This window comes from Polaribacter irgensii 23-P (assembly GCF_000153225.1).
Classification (GTDB): Bacteria; Bacteroidota; Bacteroidia; order Flavobacteriales; family Flavobacteriaceae; genus Polaribacter; species Polaribacter irgensii.
In genome coordinates this window covers 641,403-665,272 of sequence record NZ_CH724148.1, presented here as the reverse complement: position 1 = coordinate 665,272, position 23,870 = coordinate 641,403, and the positions used below count along the sequence as shown (strand labels likewise).

The 23,870-nt window shown below is 35.5% G+C and carries 17 protein-coding genes; 6 read left to right on the top strand and 11 right to left on the bottom strand.

The window, feature by feature from the left end; translation table 11 throughout:
- The first annotated feature begins 120 nt into the window (after nucleotides 1-120).
- Nucleotides 121-1,092, top strand: a complete 972-nt coding sequence (locus PI23P_RS02920) for a S66 peptidase family protein (RefSeq protein WP_004569233.1) — start codon at nucleotides 121-123, stop codon at nucleotides 1,090-1,092.
- Nucleotides 1,093-1,467: 375 nt separating this feature from the next.
- Complete coding sequence (locus PI23P_RS02915) at nucleotides 1,468-1,827, top strand: YraN family protein (RefSeq protein ID WP_004569232.1); 360 nt, start codon at nucleotides 1,468-1,470, stop codon at nucleotides 1,825-1,827.
- 57 nt (nucleotides 1,828-1,884) lie between these two features.
- Here the strand turns inward: PI23P_RS02915 and PI23P_RS02910 are convergent, their stop codons facing one another.
- Complete coding sequence (locus PI23P_RS02910; protein WP_004569231.1) at nucleotides 1,885-3,249, bottom strand: TlpA disulfide reductase family protein; 1,365 nt, start codon at nucleotides 3,247-3,249, stop codon at nucleotides 1,885-1,887.
- 671 nt (nucleotides 3,250-3,920) lie between these two features.
- Entirely contained in the window at nucleotides 3,921-4,280 is a 360-nt protein-coding gene (locus PI23P_RS02905) for a hypothetical protein (RefSeq protein WP_004569230.1), read from the bottom strand.
- An 84-nt stretch (nucleotides 4,281-4,364) separates the two neighbouring features.
- On the opposite strand from PI23P_RS02905, the gene PI23P_RS02900 reads away from it, so the two are divergent.
- From PI23P_RS02900 to PI23P_RS02885, 4 genes are all read left to right on the top strand, one after another.
- The gene (locus PI23P_RS02900; RefSeq protein ID WP_004569229.1) at nucleotides 4,365-4,886 is read left to right on the top strand and encodes a CvpA family protein; all 522 of its coding nucleotides are present in this window, start codon (nucleotides 4,365-4,367) and stop codon (nucleotides 4,884-4,886) included.
- A 649-nt stretch (nucleotides 4,887-5,535) separates the two neighbouring features.
- Nucleotides 5,536-11,934, top strand: a complete 6,399-nt coding sequence (locus PI23P_RS02895) for a cadherin-like domain-containing protein (RefSeq protein WP_004569228.1) — start codon at nucleotides 5,536-5,538, stop codon at nucleotides 11,932-11,934.
- Between the two features lie 19 nt (nucleotides 11,935-11,953).
- On the top strand, nucleotides 11,954-12,871 hold the full coding sequence (locus PI23P_RS02890) for a PorP/SprF family type IX secretion system membrane protein (RefSeq protein WP_026288379.1): 918 nt from the start codon (nucleotides 11,954-11,956) through the stop codon (nucleotides 12,869-12,871).
- Between the two features lie 16 nt (nucleotides 12,872-12,887).
- Nucleotides 12,888-14,894, top strand: coding sequence for an OmpA family protein (locus PI23P_RS02885; protein WP_238299968.1), 2,007 nt, complete (start codon nucleotides 12,888-12,890; stop codon nucleotides 14,892-14,894).
- 340 nt (nucleotides 14,895-15,234) lie between these two features.
- Here PI23P_RS02885 and PI23P_RS12320 read toward each other — a convergent pair whose 3' ends face one another.
- The 9 genes from PI23P_RS12320 to PI23P_RS02840 all read right to left on the bottom strand — a co-directional run bounded on the left by PI23P_RS12320 (nucleotide 15,235) and on the right by PI23P_RS02840 (nucleotide 23,848).
- Complete coding sequence (locus tag PI23P_RS12320; RefSeq protein WP_367888921.1) at nucleotides 15,235-15,657, bottom strand: carbonic anhydrase; 423 nt, start codon at nucleotides 15,655-15,657, stop codon at nucleotides 15,235-15,237.
- A gap of 3 nt (nucleotides 15,658-15,660) precedes the next feature.
- A complete protein-coding gene (locus PI23P_RS12885) occupies nucleotides 15,661-15,873 on the bottom strand; it encodes a carbonic anhydrase (RefSeq protein ID WP_004569224.1) in 213 nt (70 codons plus the stop codon).
- A gap of 10 nt (nucleotides 15,874-15,883) precedes the next feature.
- On the bottom strand, nucleotides 15,884-17,743 hold the full coding sequence (locus tag PI23P_RS02870; protein ID WP_026288378.1) for a SulP family inorganic anion transporter: 1,860 nt from the start codon (nucleotides 17,741-17,743) through the stop codon (nucleotides 15,884-15,886).
- A 104-nt stretch (nucleotides 17,744-17,847) separates the two neighbouring features.
- Entirely contained in the window at nucleotides 17,848-18,474 is a 627-nt protein-coding gene (locus PI23P_RS02865; protein ID WP_004569222.1) for a carbonic anhydrase family protein, read from the bottom strand.
- A 10-nt stretch (nucleotides 18,475-18,484) separates the two neighbouring features.
- On the bottom strand, nucleotides 18,485-19,270 hold the full coding sequence (locus tag PI23P_RS02860; RefSeq protein WP_004569221.1) for a universal stress protein: 786 nt from the start codon (nucleotides 19,268-19,270) through the stop codon (nucleotides 18,485-18,487).
- An 11-nt stretch (nucleotides 19,271-19,281) separates the two neighbouring features.
- Nucleotides 19,282-20,865, bottom strand: a complete 1,584-nt coding sequence (locus PI23P_RS02855) for a SulP family inorganic anion transporter (RefSeq protein WP_004569220.1) — start codon at nucleotides 20,863-20,865, stop codon at nucleotides 19,282-19,284.
- An 82-nt stretch (nucleotides 20,866-20,947) separates the two neighbouring features.
- Nucleotides 20,948-21,259 carry a hypothetical protein gene (locus PI23P_RS02850; RefSeq protein WP_018941868.1) on the bottom strand — a complete coding sequence of 104 codons (312 nt, stop codon included), beginning with the start codon at nucleotides 21,257-21,259 and terminating at the stop codon, nucleotides 20,948-20,950.
- Nucleotides 21,260-21,327: 68 nt separating this feature from the next.
- Nucleotides 21,328-22,086 (bottom strand): SH3 domain-containing protein, encoded by a 759-nt coding sequence (locus tag PI23P_RS02845; protein ID WP_004569218.1) that lies wholly within the window; start codon nucleotides 22,084-22,086, stop codon nucleotides 21,328-21,330.
- A gap of 1 nt (nucleotide 22,087) precedes the next feature.
- Nucleotides 22,088-23,848: a BatD family protein gene (locus tag PI23P_RS02840; RefSeq protein ID WP_004569217.1), complete on the bottom strand. Its 1,761-nt coding sequence runs from the start codon at nucleotides 23,846-23,848 to the stop codon at nucleotides 22,088-22,090.
- Nucleotides 23,849-23,870 lie beyond the last annotated feature (22 nt).

Below are 23,870 nucleotides of genomic sequence, written 5' to 3'. Positions count from 1 at the left end.
ACCGAGTTTTAAAAGTCACTGAAAATAGATACATTTACCTCTGCGAGGTATTTTAATAATAAGAACTAAAAAATAAAATTTACTTTGAAGAAAAGAGTCGGATTTATAGGGTTGTTTTTGATGTTTTATTTTGCTGTAAATGCACAGGGAGTTTTAAATTTTAAAAGTCCCTCTTATTTACAAAAAGGGGATACCGTTGCAATTATTGCACCCTCTGGAATTTTAAAAGAGCGAGCAGCAAGTATTCAGAAGGCTACAGAGTTGTTAGAGGGTTGGGGTTTGAATGTGGCAATAGGAACACATGTATTCAATCAACAATATCATTTTTCAGGAACAGATGCAGAGCGTGCTGTAGATTTTCAAAAGGCATTAGACAATCCGAGTATCCGAGCTATTTGGATGGCAAGAGGAGGCTATGGAGCGGTGAGAATTTTAGATAGAATAAACTATTTTAAATTTAAAGAAGCGCCAAAATGGGTGGTGGGTTTTTCTGATTTCACAGCATTTCACAATCACATACACAATCTTGGTATAGAAACGATCCACGGAATGATGGCGACTAGTCTCGAGGGAGATGAGAGTGAAATAGTTGAAACAATTGGAAGTTTTAAAAAAGCGCTTTTTGGAAAAGCTTTGCAATACACAATTGCTTCTTCAAGATACAATAGATACTCTGATTCAGACGCAGTAAAGAGTATTGAAGGGCAATTGATTGGAGGAAATCTCACTATTTTGGCGTCGATGCTTGGGTCTAAAAGTCAGATTTCTACTTCGGGGAAAATTCTATTTATTGAAGAAATAGGGGAGTATAAATATGCAATTGATAGAATGTTACAAAGTTTAAAGCGCGCAGGATATTTTAAGAATGTGAATGCGGTAATTGTTGGTGATATAAGCAATGTGTTGGAAAACTCTACAGTGTGGGGCAGTTCGATTGAGGAATTAATCTTAGCAGTAGTTCCAGACAATGTGCCTGTTTTATTTGATTTTCCGGCAGGCCATGAAGCGGATAATAGAGCTTTGATTTTTGGGAGAAATGTGCAACTACAATTTGGTACAGATAGTTGTTCCCTTATTTTTAAAGAAAATTAGGAAGTAAACTTTCCGCTGCAATACAAGTAAATAATTTTCTAAACATCAGCAATTTCTTTGGCTTTTAAGTCATTTTGGTATGGCTCGGATTACTGTAAGCAAAGTCAAAAACAGCATTCGCAGGAAACCATATCGAAAATGGCATTATTCTTAGAAATGGAAACTTTGCACACATTCCGCTATTAGTGCTCCATGGATGTATAAACTGCGGGTACATATTTTCAAAAGGTAGCGGCTAATTTTGGTAAATCGCAGTCTTCGTAATAAGAGCAAACCGATCTTTTGTCAAGATGCGCAATTTATTTTTAGTATCATTTTGGGATTTTATTCGTAGATTATACGAATGAATCAGTAAAAGTCATTTATTTCCTAATTATGGCAGTACACAACGAACTTGGTAAAAAAGGAGAGCAATTGGCCTGTGATTTTTTGATAAAAAAGGGATATAAAATTTTAGAAAAAAATTATCGCTACTTAAAGGCGGAGGTAGATTGTATTGCTCAAAAAGGCAATATCTTGGTGGTGGTTGAGGTGAAAACAAGGAGTAGTAGATACTTTGGAGATCCACAAGATGCTGTAAACCCTAAGAAGATCATGCATTTACTTTCGGCAGTGGATCATTATATTTTAGAAAAAGACTTAGATGTCGAGGTAAGATTCGATATCATCGCCATTGTACATCAAAAAAACAAAACGAAAATGGAGCACTTAGAAGATGCTTTTCTTTATTTTTAACTTTTATGCAACACTGCTAAGCGTATAACAGGTCTCAATTAACAGCGGAACGGTTTTTTATAGTTCTCTTAAAGCAGCTTTTAAATCTTCGAGAGCTACTGGTTTTGAAATAATTTTCTTGTTCTCATCTAAAATAAAATAATTTGGGGTTGCATGGATATTGTAACTATTTGCAATTTTATTTTCCCATTTATTTAAGCCTAATATGTGATGCCAATTGGGCAATGCCATTTTCATTGTTTTCCAGTTTTTAGCACTGTTTTCCATAGAAAAAGCAATTACTTTTATTTTTCTTTGGTCTTGTAAAAACTGCTGTAGTTCCGGAATTTCTCTTAAACAGTGACCGCAATCGGTGCTCCAAAAAAGGAGAAGATAATAGGGAGCATCTGTCAAGGTAGAAAGCCTAAAGTCTTGATCGTTTTCTGTCCATGAGAAATCAGGAGCAATACGACCTACTTCTGCCGCAAGTAGTGCTTTCTTTTCATTTTTAAATGAAAGGCTTTGTAGCTCTTTCGGGAGTTTATTGTAATGGTTCTCAAAAATAAAATCTATTATTTCAATGTTCTTAGTCGTTTCAAATTGTGCAATTAAAAACTCAATTACTTCTTTTCTATAAAGGGGTGTTTTAATTTTTGAAAGCACAGTTGCAATCCCTTTTTTGAACAACATTTGCTGGGTTGTCTTGTTGTCTGAATAGTTAATATAAAAAATATAGTCTGTAATTTTATCTATCAGAAAAGGAGCGCTTAAGAGACGACTATCAGAAAAGTTTATATTGTTGAAAAAGGTTGTCGTTATGAAGGACATATAGGCCTCTGGAGAAGTTTTAATTTCAGAAGGGTTGGCTCGAAAACTTGCTTTAACAAAAGGGAACACATAAAGTTCTCGCGCAATTAATACATACTTTTGATAGCTACTTTCCAGCTGTGCTAGGGTCCTCTTGTAGCGTTCTTTTAGATGTAATTTTGGGTTTTTAATTGCCGCTATCTGAATAGAGTCTAATTTTTGTTGTTTTTCAGCGATTTCGTTCAAGTAACTTGCATAAACGATATTTTCTTTAGATTCAGAAAATAAAATTGTCTCTTCCGGATATTTTGGGTGAAAAGAGAAACTGATATTTTCTTTATTGAAAATAAAATTAACAAATCCAGTATCGCTTGTATTATACCGAACTCTGTAAGAGCCTACTTCGGTATCTGCTGGTATTTCAAATTGGAACCTACCGATACGCTGCTTTTTACCTTCAATTAAAAGGCTATCATTTTTGATGATTGCGCTCTTAACAAATTGCTGTTGAGTACCATTAACGTGATATAACAGCACCCAGTCTGTTTTTAAAGTATCGGTTAATGTGCCATTTATAATAAACTGGGCGTGGGCTATTGAACTTATAAAACAGAGAAGGGCGAATATCTTTTTCATTTTTTATTAATTTTTGTTTCATAACACGCTTTTAAACGTTGTGTAAAAATACTATTTCTAGAATAAAATAAGTACCTCGAACATTAAAAAACAGCAACATGTCTTTTTTAAATTAAGCTATTTGGATCACTGTTGCTCGTTTAAAAACCGGAGTAGAATTGAGTATTTTGTTTTTCTAATAAGTGTACTTTGCACTCTAGAGATTAGTAGTCTTTGGTATTGGTTTGGGTGAATGCGCTGCAATAGAAAATAGTTATGTTTTTCTACTTTATATAGAGGTACATTCAAACTGTAAGTTATTCACAGAGGATGCATTCAGGATTTTCTTAAAATAACTGTGTAGATGAATAATAGCGTCTTAAAGCAACGCTTTTTGGATGCCGAATGAAGTATTGACGCAGGCAATCGGGTGCAAGATATTGATCACTTCGGAAGAGTTGGGTTGTCTAAAACCATTTTGCCACATTTCATAAAACACAACTGCAGTCATTTTTTAGCAACTACAAGTATTTTGACAATAGGTTATTTGGAACGTCTTTTAGTTCTCATGATACGCGTCCTTAAAAGTAAAAGAGAAGAGCTATGTATTTCGGGGGTGAAAGAAGGAGTGGATGTACACACTGATTTTTTTACAGAACTATTGTTCTGTGTATCGGAACAGCACCGCCTACTTAGGCTTCGAAATATTTTAAAGCATCAAAATAGGTGATAATTGCCTCTTTCATTAATACCGTTTGCTCGCCTGGCTTTAAATTTGGCAGTTCTGTAAGGATTTTATAATGAGGCCAGTAATCGTCATCATAATAATCAAATTCATAATATCCGTAAGGCTCTAATAATTTGCAGATAGCAATGTGCATGAGATTCACCTTTTCATCTTTTTTAAAAGCAATATTTCCCTTACCAAGTTCCTGAACACCAATTAAATAAATAATACCATCCATATTTAGTTCATCTCCATCCGCAAATTGATCGGTTAGCTTTGCAACCAACAGTTCCCATTTCTCTTTAAGATTTATAACTTTAGACATTTCAATTAAATTTAAGAGTGTAAAGATACAATGCGCATTTTAAAAAATTAAAAAAAAAGATGTAGGTTTGATGAAATTATTTTAATGAATGTTTTTGATGTAGTTATTGCAGCGCTTTTAATTTTTGGCTTTGTAAGAGGGGTTATGAAAGGTTTTTTTGTAGAAGTTGCTTCGCTGTTAGCATTAGTAGGTGGGGTGTATGGAGCGATTCATTTTTCCCATTTTATTGTTGGTTTTATAAAAGAATATGTCTCTTGGAGCGATGATTATATTGCTTTAGTTGCATTTGCAGGAACTTTTATTATAATTATAATTGTCATTTCGGTATTGGGTAAGATGCTAACGAAATTGGCGAATTTTGCTTCTTTAGGAATTGTCAATAAAATTTTAGGAGGCGTTTTTGGTGCCTTAAAAATAGGGCTAATTTTGAGTGTGGTTTTTATTTTTTTTGGCAAAGTGAACAATACAATTCCATTTGTTAAGAAGGAGACATTGGATACATCCATATTATACGCTCCTGTTAAGAAAATAGTGCAAACTATTTTTCCTTCCATCATCAAAGAAGATCGGAACGTAGAGACCGATTTGCTCAATTTAGTCAAATAAGCTAAAAAGTACTTTGCTTTGCGACATATGCGAGAAAAGATTAAACAAACTTTAAGTCTAATTTTTTTAGTTCAGGCAAGTCTCAGCAATCTATTTTTTGGACCTTCGTACAGTATTTTACCATAGTTTTAAATTGTATGGTAGCTTCTCTTTTAGTAAAATAAAGTTTTATCTCTCTTCATGTACTCCTATTGTAGCAAGTTGTTTGTGCTCTTACTTTTAAAAAGTGAGAGGTTATAAGAATTGTATTTTTCAGTGAATAATTTCTTTATTTTTTTGAAATTCGAAGAGTACAGTGTTAAACGCATATTAAAATTTAAGTACCTTATTTTTTATTAATTGAAAATATAATGTAGGGTGTCAACTGATTGTATTTGATGAATTTCAGTCAAAATAGGAAATGAGTGCTCCTGATAATTTTGAAACATTTACATTTAATTATGTAACATATGATTTCAAATAATATCTAAATTTGAGGTTCTATTAATCTTACTTTATACTAAAGAGGCGTAAAAACCAATATAGAGTGAGCGTTAATAGGTTTTTTCCCTGTTTATCCAACTTGAAGATCAACTTTTGGGATTAGCCCAACAACGTACACTTATAATAATAGACGTGTTGATTTAAAGTTCTATAACTTTAAAAAAACATGACTAAAAATTTAAAATTCCTATCAGTAATTGTTTTTATATTACTCTTATTTTCAAACAAACACGTAGCTCAAACACTTGAGTTAGGGACACTCTCCTCTTTTGAAGCTTATACCGGTAAAGGAGCGGTAACAAATTCAGGAGTAGTAAGTGGAGATGCTGGAACAGACGCAGGAATAATTGGTGGCAACGGATTTAATTATGGGTATACTGGTACAATACATAAAAGGAACAATTTAACGGCACAAGCTAAAATAGATTTACTTAGGATTTACATTCACCTCAGTGACATTTTTGTCAATTACCCTGGGACGCACGCACCAGCTTTTGAAACTGAAACGATTACACCAGGTGTGTATTCTATTCCTGGGGCGGGTTCCTTAGGAGGAACTCTTACTTTAGATGGAAGGGGAGACCCTAACGCATTTTTCATAATAAAATTTAATGGAGCATTTACGGTTGGTGCAAATTCTACAATTGTTTTATCTAATGGAGCAAGGGCTGCGAATGTTTTTTGGATTGCTGAAGGAGCTATTTCTGTTGCTGCAAGTAGCGAAATAAAAGGGACTTTATTATCATTTCCTGGAGCAATTACACTTGGGGTAAATAGCAAGATAGAAGGAAGGATGCTTGCCTCAGAAGGAGCAATAACCATTGAGTCAGGTGGCGCTGCAAAAGCCCCTGTTGGTCCAATAAGTATTCCAATAAAATGTTTAGGGGATTGCGGTCCAACGCCAGCTCTTGATATTTTAGGGAGTCTTAAAAAGTTTGCTCTTTTTAGCAGCTTTGGTGCGGTAGCAAATACGGCGACGTCTGGATTTGTTGGTGATGTTGGAGCACACAACGGTAGTTTAACTGGTTTTGGTACTTCAACAATTGTAGGAGCATATCACAAAGCGAATGAAATAACAAGACAAGCCAAAATTGATTTAGAGAGTGCGTATAGCGCTCTTATGGCTTTGCCAAATACTAATACGAGACATACCCCAGTTTTTGGTCTTGGAGAGACTTTAAATTCAGGAGTGTATCATGTAGAAGGAGCAGGTTCTTTATCGGGAACACTTACCCTAGACGGTCTGAACAATCCAGACGCAGTATTTATATTTAAGTTTGCGGGAGCCTTGTCGGTAGCTGCGCAGGCAAATGTAATCTTAACTAATGGTGCACAACGCTGTAATATATTTTGGCTTGGTGGAGCGGGAGTTGCTACAGGTGCAGTATCGATGGGAGCTTTTAGCTCAATGAAAGGAACTATTATTTCTCATGGAGGGGCATGCACAATGGCTGCAGGAGGGAAAGTTGAAGGACGCATGTTCTCCACAGATGGAGCAATTGGTTTCAGTACAGGTATTGTCTATACGGATACACTTTGTTTTGGAGATGATACCCCTATTTCAGGAGGAGATCAAACACTTTGCTCCGATGGAACAAATACACAAATAATCACAGCCACTGCTAGCTCGAATACGACTAGTGGTATTATTCGCTGGTATGACGCTCTTACTGGAGGTGCGTTGGTTGCAAATCCGATTCAAGTAGGCATTGGTTCTAAAACATATTTTGCAGAATCTTACAATGGGGTGTATGCGAGTCTAAACAGGGTAGCAGTTGCATTGGTTATTAATAACTGTGATGTTGAGAATACCTTTCCTGTTGCAGTTGATGATGCTTACACAACAAGGGAGGAAGTTTCAGTATTCCTATTGCCTTTAACAGGAGACAGTGATGTAGATCTTGAGGATACTTTGACTATTATAAGTATCAATGGTACTTTACTTACACCAGGAACTGCACAAAATATTTCCGTTATAAATGGTACCGTGCAGATAACAGCGACAGGTATAATTAGTTTTGTTTCTAGCTTAAATTTTAATGGTATTTCTGTATTTCCCTACACAATAAGTGATGGATTAGCTTTCGCTGTAGCCAACCTAACAATCACCGTTACCACTGTAAATGACGCGCCTGTAGCGATGCCAGATGTTGCTCGAGTAAATGAAGATGTGACCTTAATAGTTGCAAAAGAGGATGGTTTGATAGATTTAAACGACACTGATATTGAACAGGAATCTACGTTGATCTTAACGAAATTTGTGGTCGCTGGGGTTCTAGTAAATGTAACTCCAGTGTCACCGGGTTCAACACCAATAGCAGGTGTAGGAAACTTGTCTTTGAGTTCAGACGGAAGCTACAGGTTTGTACCCATGTTAAATTATAACGGAGAGGTACCAAAAGTAACATACACGATAAGTGATGGAGAGAATACTGCAAATTCAACACTTGATATCACCGTAAATGCAATTAATGACGCCCCTATCGCAGTAGACAATACATACACAACAAGGGAAGAAGTTGCAGTTATTTTACGCCCTCTATCTGGAGATAGTGACGTAGATGTTGGAGATAATTTAACAATAGATAGTATCAATGGAACTTTGCTTACACCTGGTGTCATGCAAACTATCGACGTTCCAGACGGAACAGTGGAAATAACATCAACAGGTATTACTAGGTTTGTTTCCGATTTAAATTTTATTGGTATTTCAACATTTCCCTATACAATTAGTGATGGATTCGCTTTGGCTGTAGCCAATCAGATAATTACAGTCACCACTGTTAATGATGCGCCTATAGCACGGCCGGATACGGCTTCGGTGGACGAAGAGGTAACGTTAACGGTTACAAAGGAAAACGGTTTAATAGAATTAAATGATACTGATGTAGATCAGGGTTCGACACTGATCCTAACAAAATTTATAGTTGCTGGAGTTGTCGTGAATATAGGTCCAGGGACATCGGGTTCAACAGGAATACCAGGTGTAGGAAACTTGTCCGTTCAGTCAGACGGAAGTTATATTTTTACTCCTATATTAAATTACAACGGTGCGGTACCTCGCGTAACATATACAATAAGTGATGGAGTGAATACTGCAAATTCCACACTAAGCATAACCGTAAAACCAATTAATGACGCTCCTTTAGCCGCAAATGATTTCACTGGTGCAAGTCAGGGGGTATCGGTTGATGTTCCTGTATTGATAAACGATATGGATCCTGACGGAGATACAATAACAATTACTAGCATTGTTACATTTCCTACAAATGGTGTTGTAGAAATAAATGTCAATAAAACGACCATTCGATATATTCCAAATGCAGGATTTAATGGATTGGATTCTTTCACCTATCAAATTACAGATGGAAACGGAAGTTTTGATACTGCGCTTGTCGAGGTAAAAGATGCTACCTCTCCATTTCCACCTGTTGCAAATCCAGACACCGCTCGTGTAGCTGAAAATACTTCGCTATCAGTAGATGCTGTCGACGGAGTACTTAAAAATGATACAGACCTAAATTTAGATATTTTAACAGTTGTTAATTTTTCAATTTTTGGTTTTATTGGCGAAATTGTTCCAGGAACAGAATTTATAATACCCAATGTGGGTGCAGTCAATTTAAATGTTGATGGAGGCTATGTATTTATACCTGAAGTAAATTTTATTGGATTGGTTCCAGAGATAACCTACCGGATAACTGATGGAACACATACAGTGAGCTCGACGTTAAGAATAATAATACGGTCTGTGAACGATGTACCTATTGCCTTTCCAGATGCAAATACTACCGCTGAAGATACTCTTTTAAACGTTTTACCAGTAGCTGGCATGTTGGCAAATGATGTCGATGCTGACATGGATCCACTCTCAATAATAAGCGTAACCGTCGATGGAATTGTGCATGCGGCCGGAGTTACAGTCGCTCTTGCAGAAGGAACATTTTTAGTAAATTCAGACGGGAGTTATACATTTATACCTGCTAAAGACTTTAATGGGGTAGTTCCTATAATTAAATATACCGTTTCAGACGGTATTTTAAATGCAACTAGTACTTTAGCGTTGACAGTAACACCAATTAATGATGCACCTGTCGCTCGCCCAGATATAAACGCTACCGATGAAAATACTGTTTTAAGAGTTGTGGCTGCAGTGGGTTTGTTATCGAATGATTTCGATGCTGATTTAGAGCCTCTCTTAGTAACACAATTCTCAGTGGAAGGTAAGACCTCTACAACGGGAGTTTCAATAACTTTTTCAGCAGGAATAGTGCTTGTAAATTCAGATGGGAGCTATACATTTACTCCAGCGGTACATTTTAATGGAGTAGTTCCATCGATTGTATATACCATTTCAGATGGGAGTTTATTAAAAGCGACGAGTACCTTAGATTTAATAGTAAGAATTGTTAATGATGCACCTATTGCCCGACCAGATGCAAGGACAACAGATGAAGACGTTTTCTTAAAGGTTTCATCAGAATACGGTCTGTTAGGAAATGATTTTGATCATGATTTAGATCCACTCTCTTTAACGCAGGTTACAGTGGAGGGAATTACCACGATGGTAGGAGTTACAGCAACGTTTACAGGGGGAACTTTTTTAGTAAACTCAGATGGAAGTTATGTATTTATACCAACGAAAGACTTTAGTGGAGCAGTACCTACAATCATATATACTGTCTCAGACGGAAGTTTGACAGCGACCAGTACTTTGCAGTTGACAGTTCGTCCTATTAATGATTCCCTTGTTGCCAATCCAGACATAAACGCTATCGATGAAGATGTTACTCTGCGCGTTCTGGCTGCAGTTGGTTTGTTAGCAAATGACGCTGATGTTGACTTGGATCCGCTTTCAGTAACACAGTTTACCGTAGATGGAATCACCTCTAATGCTGGGATTATGGCATCTTGTGAAGGGGGAGCCGTTTCAGTAAATTCAGATGGAAGTTATACATTTATACCTGCCACAAATTTTAATGGCGTAGTTCCTACAATCACGTATACCGTTTCAGACGGTATTTTGACAGCGGCTAGTTCCCTAAAATTGATTGTAAGAACTGTTAATGATGTGCCTGTAGCCAATCCAGATATAAACATTTCAAATGAAGATACTATTTTAAATGTTTTAGCAACATCGGGTCTGTTAGCCAACGATTTTGATGCCGATAAGGATCGGCTTAGAGTAGTGCAGTTTAGCGTGGAAGGTATTATTTGGACCCCTGGCGTTACCGCAATGTTTACAGGAGGTACGCTAATGATAAATTTAGATGGAAGTTATAGATATACCCCTGCTAAAGATTTTAATGGAGTAGTTCCTGCGATTACATATACCGTATCCGACGGAAGTCAAACGGCGAACAGTATTTTAGGGTTGACAGTAAGACCTATTAATGATGCACCCGTAGCAATAAACGATTTGGTTACAACCAATCAAAGATCAGCGATAATTATAGAGACAATTGGTGCGAATGATATAGATATAGATGGATTCGTAGATCCTACAACGATTATCTTGATAGATCTATACAATCCTTCAAATACAGGAAAGTCTTCAAGACCTTTGGTACTTTCTAATATTGGAACGTTCACAATAGATACCGCAGGAAATTTAACCTTTACCCCTGTTCCTGAATTCTCAGGGTTGGCAGTGATAAATTATACTTTAAAAGACAACAATGGAGAAACTTCGAACGAGGGAGTTATTGACATCACTGTCCAAGGAGATAATGATGGGGATGGAGTGCTTGATTTTCAAGATTTAGATGACGATAATGATGGGATTTTAGATACTACAGAGCAGAATGGTGCTCTTCAAAGAGATACAGATAATGACGGTATTCCGGATTATTTAGACTTAGATTCTGATGGAGATGGTTTAAATGATCTTGAAGAATCCTTTTCAGGAGCAATCGATGCGAACAATGACGGTATTATTGATGGAGCACAAAATGGTTCAGGAACAAATGGATTGTTTGATGGGGTGGAGGTTTACAAAGATGGTGGCGTTATAAATTACAAAGCAGTAGATACCGATAACGATGGGATTTTAAATTTTCAGGATACAGACGATGATGGAGATACAATGAATTCTGAAAATGAAGATGTAAACTTCGATGGAAATCTTAAAAATGACGATACCGATCAGGATGGAGTTCCAGATTATTTAGATGCCGATGACGATGGAGATGAAATTCTTACAAAAGATGAGCTTATGTTTGATTGTGATATGGATAATGTTATGGACCATTTAGATGTAACGAGTTGTAATTTAATTCCCAATGGGTTCTCGCCAAATGGCGATGGTGTAAACGATACATTTGTAATACCAGAGTTGTTTAAATATCCAAATTTTAAGTTAGAAATATTCAATAGGTGGGGAAATCAAGTCTATTACTATAATAATAACAGTAGAGAATCTCCTTTATGGTGGGACGGGTACTCAACGGGTAGGTTAACGCTGAATAATACAAAACCAGTTTCGGTAGGAACATATAACTATATCATCTATTTTAATAACGGAACAAGGAAACCAATATCAGGTTGGGTGTATTTAAATAGATAAACTGTTAATGGGAATAAAAATGAAAAAAGAGATACTAGTACTCATCATTGTTTTTTTTACTATCACGGTAAAAGCACAGCAGGACGCTCAGTATACTCAATATATGTACAATATGAGTATACTAAATCCAGCATATGCAGGGTCGTATAATGCGTTCACCTTAAATTTTTTAGGAAGGTGGCAACAAGCTGGTAACGGAGGCGCATCTAGAACACTTTCTATGGCAATGAGTGCGCCAGTTGGTAAAAATGTTGGTTTAGGGCTCTCTGTAGTCACCGATGAAATAGGTCCAGTAGCGGAGCAAAACGTTTTCGGTGATTTTTCCTATACGCTGAGATTAAGTGAAAAATCCAATCTAGCACTAGGTTTAAAAGCTGGATTCACTTTTTTAAATATTTGTTTACCATGTTTGAATATTGTGAATGAAAATGATGAAGCATTTACAAATCAAAATATAAATAAGGTAGAACCAAATTTTGGATTGGGTACTTTTTATTATACAGATAAATTTTATGTTGGTTTATCGATACCCAATTTTTTGCAAACATTACATTTTTTAGAAAAAGAAAATCAAGAAAGAAGTGCAGCAGAGATAAAACATTTCTTCTTAAGTTCTGGATATGTTTTCGACCTATCTAAAGACATAAGATTAAAGCCGTCTTTTATGGTAAAAGCTTCAGAGGGTGCGCCAATATCTTTAGATCTTTCAGGAAATATTTTGTTGTATGATAAATTTGAGTTTGGTGTTTCATATCGATTAAATCAATCAATTTCGGCACTGATAAACGTGAGAGCTTCAAAAAGCTTAAGAGTGGGTTATGCCTACGATTATACTTTGACAAACTTAAGTAACTTTAAATCTGGGGCGCATGAAGTTTTTGTTCTATTCAATTTTGATTTTGAGAAGCTAAAAATTAGATCTCCAAGATTCTTCTAGTAAAAAAAATATAATTATGAAAAAAAGTATATTGGTCACTTTCTTCTTGTTTTTTTGCTTAACAATAATGTTTGGGCAGACAAAAGAAATAAAAGCAGCAGATGCGTTGTTTGAGGAATATTTTTATAAAAGTGCGTCTGAAGTCTATAAAAAAATTGCTCAAACAAACCCGTCAGAACATGTTTTAGAGAGACTTGGAGATAGTTATTATTACAATATTGACTTAGAGGAAGCTGCAGAGGCATATGCGCTGCTTTTTAAAAACTTTACACCAGACAATCCTAAGTTTATGTTTAAATATGCCCAGTCTTTAAGAGGAATTGGCAGGTTTGACGAGTTTAATCTTTGGATGCGTAAGTTTCGGGATATCAGCAAGGGGCGCCCAACAGGAGATTACGTCACGCAAAAAGACGCGTATTCAACAGCATCAAAGAAGGCTGACCCAACATTTAAAGTAACAAACTTACGAAGCATAAACTCAATATATTCCGATTTTGGAGTGACAGATTTCGGGAATACAATTCTTTTTTCTTCTCCAAGAGGAAGGGCTTTATCCATTGAAGAAAAGGATAGTAAGGAAGAAAATAATTTTTTAGACATCTTTAGTGTTAGGAAAAAAAATATTTCTTCAGAAGCCGAGTACCTGTCAAGTGTGAGACCCTTGTATGCAAAGGGGATAAAGTCAGATTTAAATGAGTCTTCCATCACCTTTTCATTAGACAAGAAAACAATGTATTTCACAAGAAATAATTTTGTGAAGAAGAAATTTTTGACGGTTAAAAAAGGCTATAATAATTTAAAAATTTTTAAAGCAGAGTGGTTTAACGGGCGATGGGACAATGTAGTAGAACTTCCTTTTTCGAGTGATGACTATTCCGTTGGGCACCCCTCATTAAGTAAAGATGGAAGTCGGTTGTATTTTATTTCTGACATGCCGGGAGGTGTAGGGCAAACAGATATTTATGCAGTAAATGTTTATAAAGATAATGTATATGGAATCGTAGAAAATTTGGGTCCTACAATCAACACAGAAGGAAGAGAAATGTTTCCTTTTATCTCAGATGACGAGGTTTTGTACTTTTCTTCAGATGGCCACATTGGTTTAGGGGATCTAGATGTGTACGCCACGAGAAAGGAAATCGATGGCTATACAAATCCAATTAACCTGAAATTTCCTGTGAATAGTAGATCAGATGATTTTGCATTTTCAATGAATCCAGTAACAAAAAAAGGATATGTATCTTCAAACAGAAAAGGAAGTTCTGGTTTAGACGATATTTATGAAGTAGAACAAATAGAATCTGTTTGCATTCAAACGGTTGCTGGGATATTAAGAGAAATACAGTTTAAAAAATATCTACCAGAAGCTAAAATTATTGTTAAGGATGAATTGGGAACGATTCTTAAAAGCATAATATCCGATGAAAATGGCTTGTTTTCTTTTGAACTACCCTGTAATCAAAAGTTTATAATTACAACTTCAAAAGAGTATTATAAAGAAAATACAGCCTATTTTGAAACCTCAGAAAAAACAACATTAGATTTAGACCTTGCTTTAGAAATAGAAAATGATTTTGAATATGACTCTAGGAATGAGTTAATTATAAAAATTAATACTATTTATTTTGATTCTAATAAATGGAATATTAGGTCGGAGGCAGCAATTGAGCTCGATAAAATTGTGAGTATAATGACAAAATATCCTAAAATAATTGTAGCCTCTGCTTCTCACACAGATGCGAAAGGCAACAGGGCTTACAATAAAATATTATCTCAAAGAAGAGCTAAATCTGCTGTAGATTATATTATCTACAAAGGAATATCTCCTGAAAGAATTTATGGAAAGGGGTTTGGAGAGGACGAGTTAACCAATAAATGTGTAGACAACGACGCGCACTCAAACCGAGTAAAATGTAGTAAATTACAGCATCAGGAAAATAGACGAACTTCATTCCTTGTTTTAAATATCGATGAGATAGAAGCTAACAATAAGCCTAAAAAAACCTTTTCTAGGTGGGAGTAAATCATAAAAAAACTGAGTTATCTAAGTCTATATGCTCTTTTGAAAGACTTTTTGAAAGCAGCTAAAAAGGACCCATTAATCATTAAATAGTAAGTATTTTTATTGTCAGTTAGAAACTCGTTAATACTTTATTTTCGCATTCTCTGCAATTGTAATGCAAGCATACATTTTGTAATGGCTTTAGTGTAAGGTGCCGTAATAGCGATACCGAATCGCGGTATCTCGTGCTGCATTTAATGGTAAAATAGTTGAAAGTTATTTTTGTTTAATAAAGCGAATATTACTGCAGTTGGCAGTAGATTTTTTTTTGAAAATTAGCACGGTCAACGTGGCATAATGTTTAAAGCAATGCCACTTTTCCACTGCTAATGTGGTACACGCCTCCTACAATCTTAATGTCTCTATTCATTTCCATTTCTCTTGAAATAGGACTTTTTTCTCTAATTCGTTCAATGGTTAATTGCACATTATTTTCAATCGTTTTATTTACAAAATCGATATTAGAGGAATTGTGGTCTCCAGAAATTTCTTTTTTAGACTTTTGAACTGCGGGCTGGATATTGCTTAACATAGCGGTGATGTTTCCGAGCTCTACGTGATCACAAGCGGCTTTAATCGCTCCACAACTTTCGTGTCCTAAAACAAAGATCAACTTACTACCGGCTACCTTACAAGAATATTCCATACTTCCTAAAATATCTATATTTTCAAAGTTACCGGCAACCCTAGCGACAAAAACATCACCAATAGTTTGGTCAAAAATTAACTATACGGGAACTCTTGAGTCGATGCACGAGAGTACAATTGCCTTTGGATGCTGCCCATCTGTAGTTTGTGTAATTAAGGCCTTGTGATCTATGGTGTGAATTTCGTCTCTAATGAAGCGCGCATTCCCCTCAATAAAATCTTGAAGCACCATCATGGGTGTTAGTTTATCTTGTTCAATTCTAGTGACTGCTTTATTTCTATGGGGCATCATTTTTGTTTTTCTAATTCTTTTGTATGTTTTCGTTAATCCATTGCACACATGAATTAAAATTTTTAAAGATGTGTTCTTTTGGAATAAAATCTGGAATGATGTCAATTCTTTCCATCATGTATCTAGGTTGCTGTAATAGGTTAATAAAAACAACTTCAATATTTTTTTTCTTTAAATCCTGCAGCATGTCTTCCATCGCGTACAATCCGGATTGATCCATATATTGCATTCTTCCCAAACGCATAATAACGATTTTTGCAGATTCCGGAATTTGTTGTGTTAGTGCTTGAAATTCGCTTGTAGAGCCAAAAAATAAAGGCCCTTTGATATGTTTTATGAAGACGTTTTCTTTTAAGCTTGACGGAAAATTAAGTTCATCTGCCCAAGACTCTTCTTTTAATGATTTTACATCAGACCGCTCTGCCGTTAAATCTCCAATTTTTTTCATGAACATTAAAGAGGCAATGATCAAACCAATACCAACGGCATATACTAAATTCCAAAAGGTAGAAAGTAACAAAACAACAAGCATGATTAAAACTTCTGAACTTATCTTGAAAGGCCCAAGTTTCGTATCTCTGGGCAAATAAGGAATGGCTTTCAGTCCTTTGTAATCCATCACTCCAATACCCACAGTAATTAGGATACCCGCTAAAACTCCGGCGGGAATTTTTGAGGCCGTAGGACCTAAGCCTAGCATTACAACGAGCAGCATAATTCCTGCAATCATTCCAGAAAGTTTTGTTTTACCGCCAGCATTTATATTTACAACAGTTCGAATCGTAGCTCCTGCTCCAGGAATGCCACCAAAAATAGCAGCGATACTATTTCCAAGTCCTTGACCTACTAATTCTTTGTTTGGTTTGTGTTTTGTTTTGGTCATGTTATCAGCGACAACACTAGTTAACAGCGAGTCTATTGCACCTAAAAGTGCCAAGGTCAATGCCGTGAAAATATAAGGAGTAATACTAGACAGGGTGAAGGTTGTAAATATTTCCCACTTTGGAATGGGAATTCCATTAGGAATTTCCTGAATTGTTCGGTAGTCCAAACCAAATCCAACCGCAATACTAGACATTACAATTAAAGCGACAAGCGTGCTTGGTATTTTTGTGGTGATGCGTTTAAAACCGTAAATAATAGCAATAGTTCCTAAAGCCAATAAGAATTCCAGCCAATTAATATTTTGAATTGCTTTGGGAAAAGCTTTAATGGCTCCTAGGGCACCTGCAGTTTCTTTTGCTGCGAGCGTTTCTGATTCTTTGAGAATGTCTTTGGCGGAAATCAATGCTCCTCTTCTATTTGTTTCACGAAAGTCCTCTAGTACTAAAATACCCTCTCCAGCTTCTTCTTTTAGGATGTTTTCTAAGATTACTTCTTGGGCTTCTGCTCGAAATGTATTTACAAAAGCAACGTCTTCTTTTGGATAATATCCAATAGAAGGCAAAACTTGAGTTAATAAAATGATCAGTCCAATAGCGGTCATAAAACCTGAAACTACGGGATAGGGAATGTATCTAATGTATTTTCCAAGACCCACGAGTCCTAATATAATTTGAAATAACCCTGCTAAAAAAAAAACTGTTAAAATGGCGGGTAGCGCTTTTTCAACATCCCCGTCATTCGTAGCTACAATTCCTGCAATAACTACCATACTTACTGCTGTCATCGGTGCAGTTGGTCCCGATATCTGAGTGCTTGTACCCCCGAAGAGTGCTGCAAAAAAACTAATAAAAATGGCTCCATACAAACCGGCACTGGGTCCTAAACCAGAAGAAACTCCAAAAGCTAAGGCCAGGGGCAATGCAACAATACCTGCAGTAATTCCGCCAAAAGCGTCTCCTTTGATATTTGAAAACATTTTTTTCATAAATTTCGAAAACATTTTTACACAAGTACAATCTAGGCTTTATTATTTAAAAAAAAGCCAATCTTTTTAAAGGATTGGCGCTAAAGAAATTATTTAGTTTTGCATTAGTAGAAAGTAACAAATCCATTATTGAGATCATACATAGCTCCAATAATTTTGATGGTTCCCTCAGATTCCATATCTCTTAAAACACTGCTTTGCTCGCGAATATTGTCAATAGCCATGTAAATATTTTTTTCTGAAACTGAATTGACAAAATCAATATTGCTAGAATTTCTTAAATGTGCTTCTTCTGGCAATTTAACAGCCCTAACAGCGGGTTTTATCTTACTAATTAATGTCGTTAGGTTTCCTAGCTTTGCGTCGTCACAAGCCCCTTTTATTGCGCCGCAAGAAGTGTGCCCTAGGACCACAATAACTTTTGTACCTGCTAACTTACAAGCAAACTCCATACTGCCTAGAATGTCTTCATTCACAAAATTTCCTGCAATTCGTATACTAAAGATATCTCCCAACCCTTGATCAAAGACTAATTCTGCAGAGACTCTAGAGTCGATGCAACTTAAGATTGTTGCAAAAGGAAATTGACCCGTGCTTGTGTCGTTCACTTGCTCTAAAAGATTTCTATTTGCTTTTAAATTATTCTGAAATCTCACGTTTCCTTCTTTTAAAAACAATAAGGCTTTTTCTGGTGTTAGGGTTGCTTGCGTTTCTTTTGTATGTGCTTTCATAAAATTATATTTAATTAGTTACGATAAGTGAGCAATTAATCGATTTAATAATGTCTGTAATACTTGTTTTTTTGGAATTGATATGGTTCTTCTGTCTACTGACAAAAAGTACGTTAATTTTCTTTTTTAGTAGGTACTTTGAAATGTTTTTGACTGCATTATCACCTTGCTCGAAAATATACTCCATTTTATTTTGAGATTCTAAGGAAGGGGTGTTTTTGGAGGATGTATTTTTTTCTGCAATTTTAAAATAAGTCAATGGTTTTTGGGTAGCATTTATAATGTTTTCTTGGAAAATGCTAGAAGAGTGTTTGTTTTGAAACACACCTAGCGAGAAGTCCTTTCCTGGTTCTAAGCCACTTTTATCATCAGCAATGAATACAGTTCCTTTGTGTTTTTTAAGAACAAATCGTATAATATTGTCTCCAAGAAAGGGAAATAGTGTTGTTTTTTGTTTCCCAAGGACAATGATATCTGGTTTGTTTTTATCAATGTACTCTTCGATTTCATTTTTTATATTTCCAATGACAAAGCTGTGACTTATTCTGGTATTATAGCTTTTTGCAATTGGACTGATCAAATTTTTAATCTTTTTATCGACAGTAAAGTAGGTTTTGTTAATGGTTCTAATCGCGGACAACTGGCTGTCTTTATCAACAACTTCTGATGGCTTCTTTACGTAAAGAAAGTCAATATCAGCGCTGACTATTTTAGCGATGGCCACCGCACTTTTTACTGTTTTATCAGCCGAATTGGTTAAATCTGATAAGACTAATATTTTATAAGTATGCTCCATAATTACTTTTGTTAAGCAGATTTTTTAGGTCTTAAATTAAAAAACTCAATATAACTAGCGGGGTTTTTAGCAATACCTCTCTCGGAAATCAATTGAATATCTATATTTCTTTCCTTTGCCTTTAGTGCAAAGTCTTGTAAGATTTCAATAATATCATAATCTAGGAATCTAGTTTTACGAACGTCAATTTCTAAACAAGTATCTCTAGGGAGACTGTCAAGCTCTTTTAAGATGGCTCCTTTGTTAAAAAAGGTCACTTCTTCTGCAAGCGTCATTTTAATACTGTGTTTTCCGTTGCTTTTATCTTCAATGTGTAGAAAGTGAGAATTCTGAAAACTTTTAATTAAAATAACAACAATACCGACAAGCAAACCAGCAGTGATGCCCACGAGCAAGTCTGTAAAAACGATACCAAGTACGGTTATGGTAAAAGGAATCCACTGTTTCCAACCCAGTTGAAGCATTTCTTTAAATACTGCAGGCTTCGCTAATTTGTAACCAACCACCAATAAGATAGCAGCCAAAACAGAAAGTGGTATTTTATTTAACAATGTAGGAATTAAAATAACAGAAATTAACAATAGAAAACCATGAATAATAGCCGCTAACTTTGTCCGTCCACCAGATTGAATATTTGCAGAACTTCGAACAATTACTTGTGTAATTGGCAATCCCCCAATAAGGCCAGAAATAATATTTCCCGTTCCTTGTGCTAATAATTCTTTGTTTGTAGGGGTAACATTTTTGTGTGGATCTATCTTGTCAGTAGCTTCAACACAAAGTAATGTTTCTAAACTGGCAACTAAAGCGATTGTAAATCCAGTAACCCAAACTTGAGGATTGGAGAGCGCATTAAAGTTAGGGAATTTAAATTGACCGATAAAAGAAGTAAAACTGTCTGGAACAGGTACACTTACTAAATGCGTCTCACTGATGCCATAATTTGTGCTTCCATTGGTCACAAAATAGTATACAATACCCGCAACTACTGCAACTAACGGTCCTTGAATAATTTGAAATATTTTTCCTTTCTTTGACAAAACAGTGCTCCAAAGTATTAAAATTCCAAGGCCTATAAAACCGACAATGGTAGCACCGATACTCACGTTATTTACCGTGTTGAGAATCTCTGAAAAAGTGTTTTTACCATCTACTTGAAAAAAGGCAAAATTCCCTTCTGGATTAGTATTATAGCCAAAAAAATGTGGAATTTGTTTTAGAATAATAATAATTCCAATACCGGTTAACATGCCTTTAATTACAGATGAAGGAAAGTAATAACCAATAATTCCTGCTTTTAATATTCCAAATACTAATTGAATAACACCACCTAAAACAACGGCAACCAAAAAGTTCTCATAGCCACCTAATGTCCCAATTGCAGTAAGTACGATGGCAGCCAATCCCGCTGCGGGTCCACTAACTCCAATTTTAGAGTCACTTAAGGCTCCCACGACAATTCCTCCAATAATTCCAGAAATTAATCCAGAAAAAAGTGGCGCTCCACTGGCGAGTGCAATTCCTAAACATAAGGGCAATGCGACAAAAAATACTACGACACTTGCAGGCAAGTCGTTTTTAATGTGTTTAAACATGTATAAATGATTTTAACACTGAGTATTGAATACTTAGCGTTTTATTTAAATAAATAAGGATTGTTGTGTAATGCGGAAGCTATTATAGCGTCGTTTTTGGAGGCGGGGTGCTTACCTGAGGGTATTTTGAAACGTAATTTTTTGAATTGAAGCGGATGTTTCTTTTACTTTCAAAGTCACTAAATAAAATAGAAGAAATACAATTAGGTGGATAAATTTTTAGCTTTGAGTCACCTTTCGATATTTCTTGCACTTTGTTTTCTTCTTCTTCCTCTTCGTTAAGGTCGATTAGATAAGCAATGTCTTGAGATGGATTTGACAACAAAATAAGCGTAGGTGCTATTACAAGACTAATAAATAATATTGAAAAGAAAAGTGCAATACGTATTCTCAATTTTTTTTGTTCTATTTTGTAGAAACACAAAAATAAGGAATGTTTCTGGATTTTTTGTTAAATAAAAATTAAAAACTATTTAACAATTTAATTTCATCCGCAATGATCCATCCTTGTTTTCCATCTGCTAGTTGTATCTTTTTCCAATTATCTACCGCATCTAAAACGACCACTTTTGTGCCCTCATGTAAGGTGAAAATAGCTTCAGCGTTTAATGTTGGCGCATCTCGGATAGCAGTTTTTTCAGCAAATACAATTGCTTCTTTATTATTTTGAAATCGAGTGTATTGATTATTGGTGATAAAAAGTATAAAAATAAAAAGGATGCAACTGAGTCCACCTGCCGTAAAGTATATTCTCTTTTTACGAGGGGTGTACGCAAAATAAAAGAGTAAGAATAGCAACGCTGTCAGAAAAGAAAAGAGAACTGCTAAACCAGCCCACGCATTGTAAGTCAATTGTTGCAGGTAGTTTTCATGAAATCGTTGAAAAATAGTTTTAGGCACTGTAGCGATGTTGTCTAAGGCCAAACGTTTTGCAAACACTAAATTATTTGCTGCGTCGTTATTTGCAGGGTCTAGTTTTAATGCTTTTTCATAATAGTAGATAGCGGGACCCACCTGATTTAACTTGTAATGAGTATTTCCTAAATTTAAATACAACTCTGTAGATACAGTATTTTGAGCTTCTATTTTTTTATAGTCTTCAATCGCTTTTTCAAAGGAACCTATTTTGTAAAAATTGTTCGCTGAGACAAACAAACTGTCGCTATTTTGAGCAGCGATACTATTTGCCATCAGCACTACTAAAAATAAAATATTTTTCATATTACAATTGTTTATCTAATTGAATAATTACATTTTTTGCACGCTCAAACTCTTCTTTCATTTGGTTTGCCGTATAGGGTGTATACCTTGCGAAATCAGAACTTTGTAAGACTTCGGTAAATTGGAGTATCGTGTTTTTCTCGACCTTTTTATTTTCTAAGATTTCGGCAATTTTTTCCTTGCTAATATCTGCCGTTTCCAGGCCTAGTTTCGCTTTTAAATAATTGTGTAAAGCGCGTTCTAAGGCTTCATAGAAAGCTTCTTTTTTACCCAATTGCTTTTGGGCTTCAGAAAGATATTTTTTTGCTAATTTCTGTGCTTTTCTGAGTTTATTTCCAACCAGATCATTGTTGCGCTCTTCATTTTTTCTTCCAATATAGATGCCCATAGGAATTGCAAGCATTGGCAATAACAGTAAAATATAAAAGAGGGTGGACTTAAAAAAGTCTGTTTTATCAACAGTTACAAAATGAGTTTTTGTTGCGATATATCTAAAGTTTCTATCTGCGGAGAGTACCGTTTGTTTTTTGGAAGAAGTTGTATCTGCGCGAACTAGCTCTTTGCCTTCTTGCACATCTACATAAAAATCGTCAGTAGCAATCGTTTTGTATTGTTCCTCTTTTGGATTAAAATAAGAGAAGGATACGCTTGGTATTTTGTATTTTCCCTTGAACAATGGCACTACGGTGTACGTATCTGTTACAGCACCAGAAATCCCAGTTGAACTAATGCGAACACGTTCTTTTCTTTCTGGTTGATACATTTCTAATTCTGCAGGAGTTGCGATTGCAGGCAGTTCAAAAAGTTTTAAATTTCCTTTCCCAGAAACAGCTATTTCTACCAGACTTGTCTCGTTTGCTTTTAAAATATCTTTACTTAAGGAAACGGTAAAATCAAATGCGCCAACAGCACCCGCGAAATTCTCCGGCTTCCCAGCTATTGGAAGCTCTTTTGGATTAATTATTTTTTTAGCCGAGGCAAACTCTCTTCTTACATTTCTAGTAATTGCATTTCCAAAAAAATCAGATCTGCCGGAAGGAACACCAATAACAATATCCATTTTCATAGGATCGATAGAAAGTTTTCCCGTTTTTGTTGGAATTAATAAGGCTTTTTGAAGTACGATATACCTATAATCCTCACCGTTATATTTTCCCATTTTAACAGGGAAATCACTTATTTTAATATCTTGATTCCAAAAGCCAACATAGGTTGGGGCTTCTGTGACAGAAGTATCATATACACTCACGTTTTCGCTTACATACAACCTGTATTCTACATAAATTCCTTCGCCAACATAAGGTCTAATTTGAGAGATTTCTGCGACCAGATGAATGTTTTGTTGGGCAATATAATTCGGATCGTTTGGGTCTTTAGGTATTTCGACGGCATCCAGCACAATAATTTTAGCGGGGTCTGATTTTATCAGCTTTCCACCTATTTTTACGGTGGCGCTTCCAATAGTAATTTCTCCTTTTATTGTAGGTTCAATGATGTAAGTATAAGACTGTTGGAAGCTAACGTTGCCGTTAATCCAAGATTGGCTTACAGATTGACTCGGTCCGCCTACAACTTTAAAATTAGTAAAACTTGGAGGTGTAAAGTTTTCACCTCCTTGTTTATCAATAGAAAACTCTACACGCAAACGCTGGTTTATGCCTAATTTGTTCTTACTAACGCTAATTTTTAAGGTCGCTTCTTGTGCAACGATCGCGGCGCTCAGAATACAAATAAATAGAGATATGTATAATTTCAACTTCATTAAATTTGTCTAAAAGGGTAAA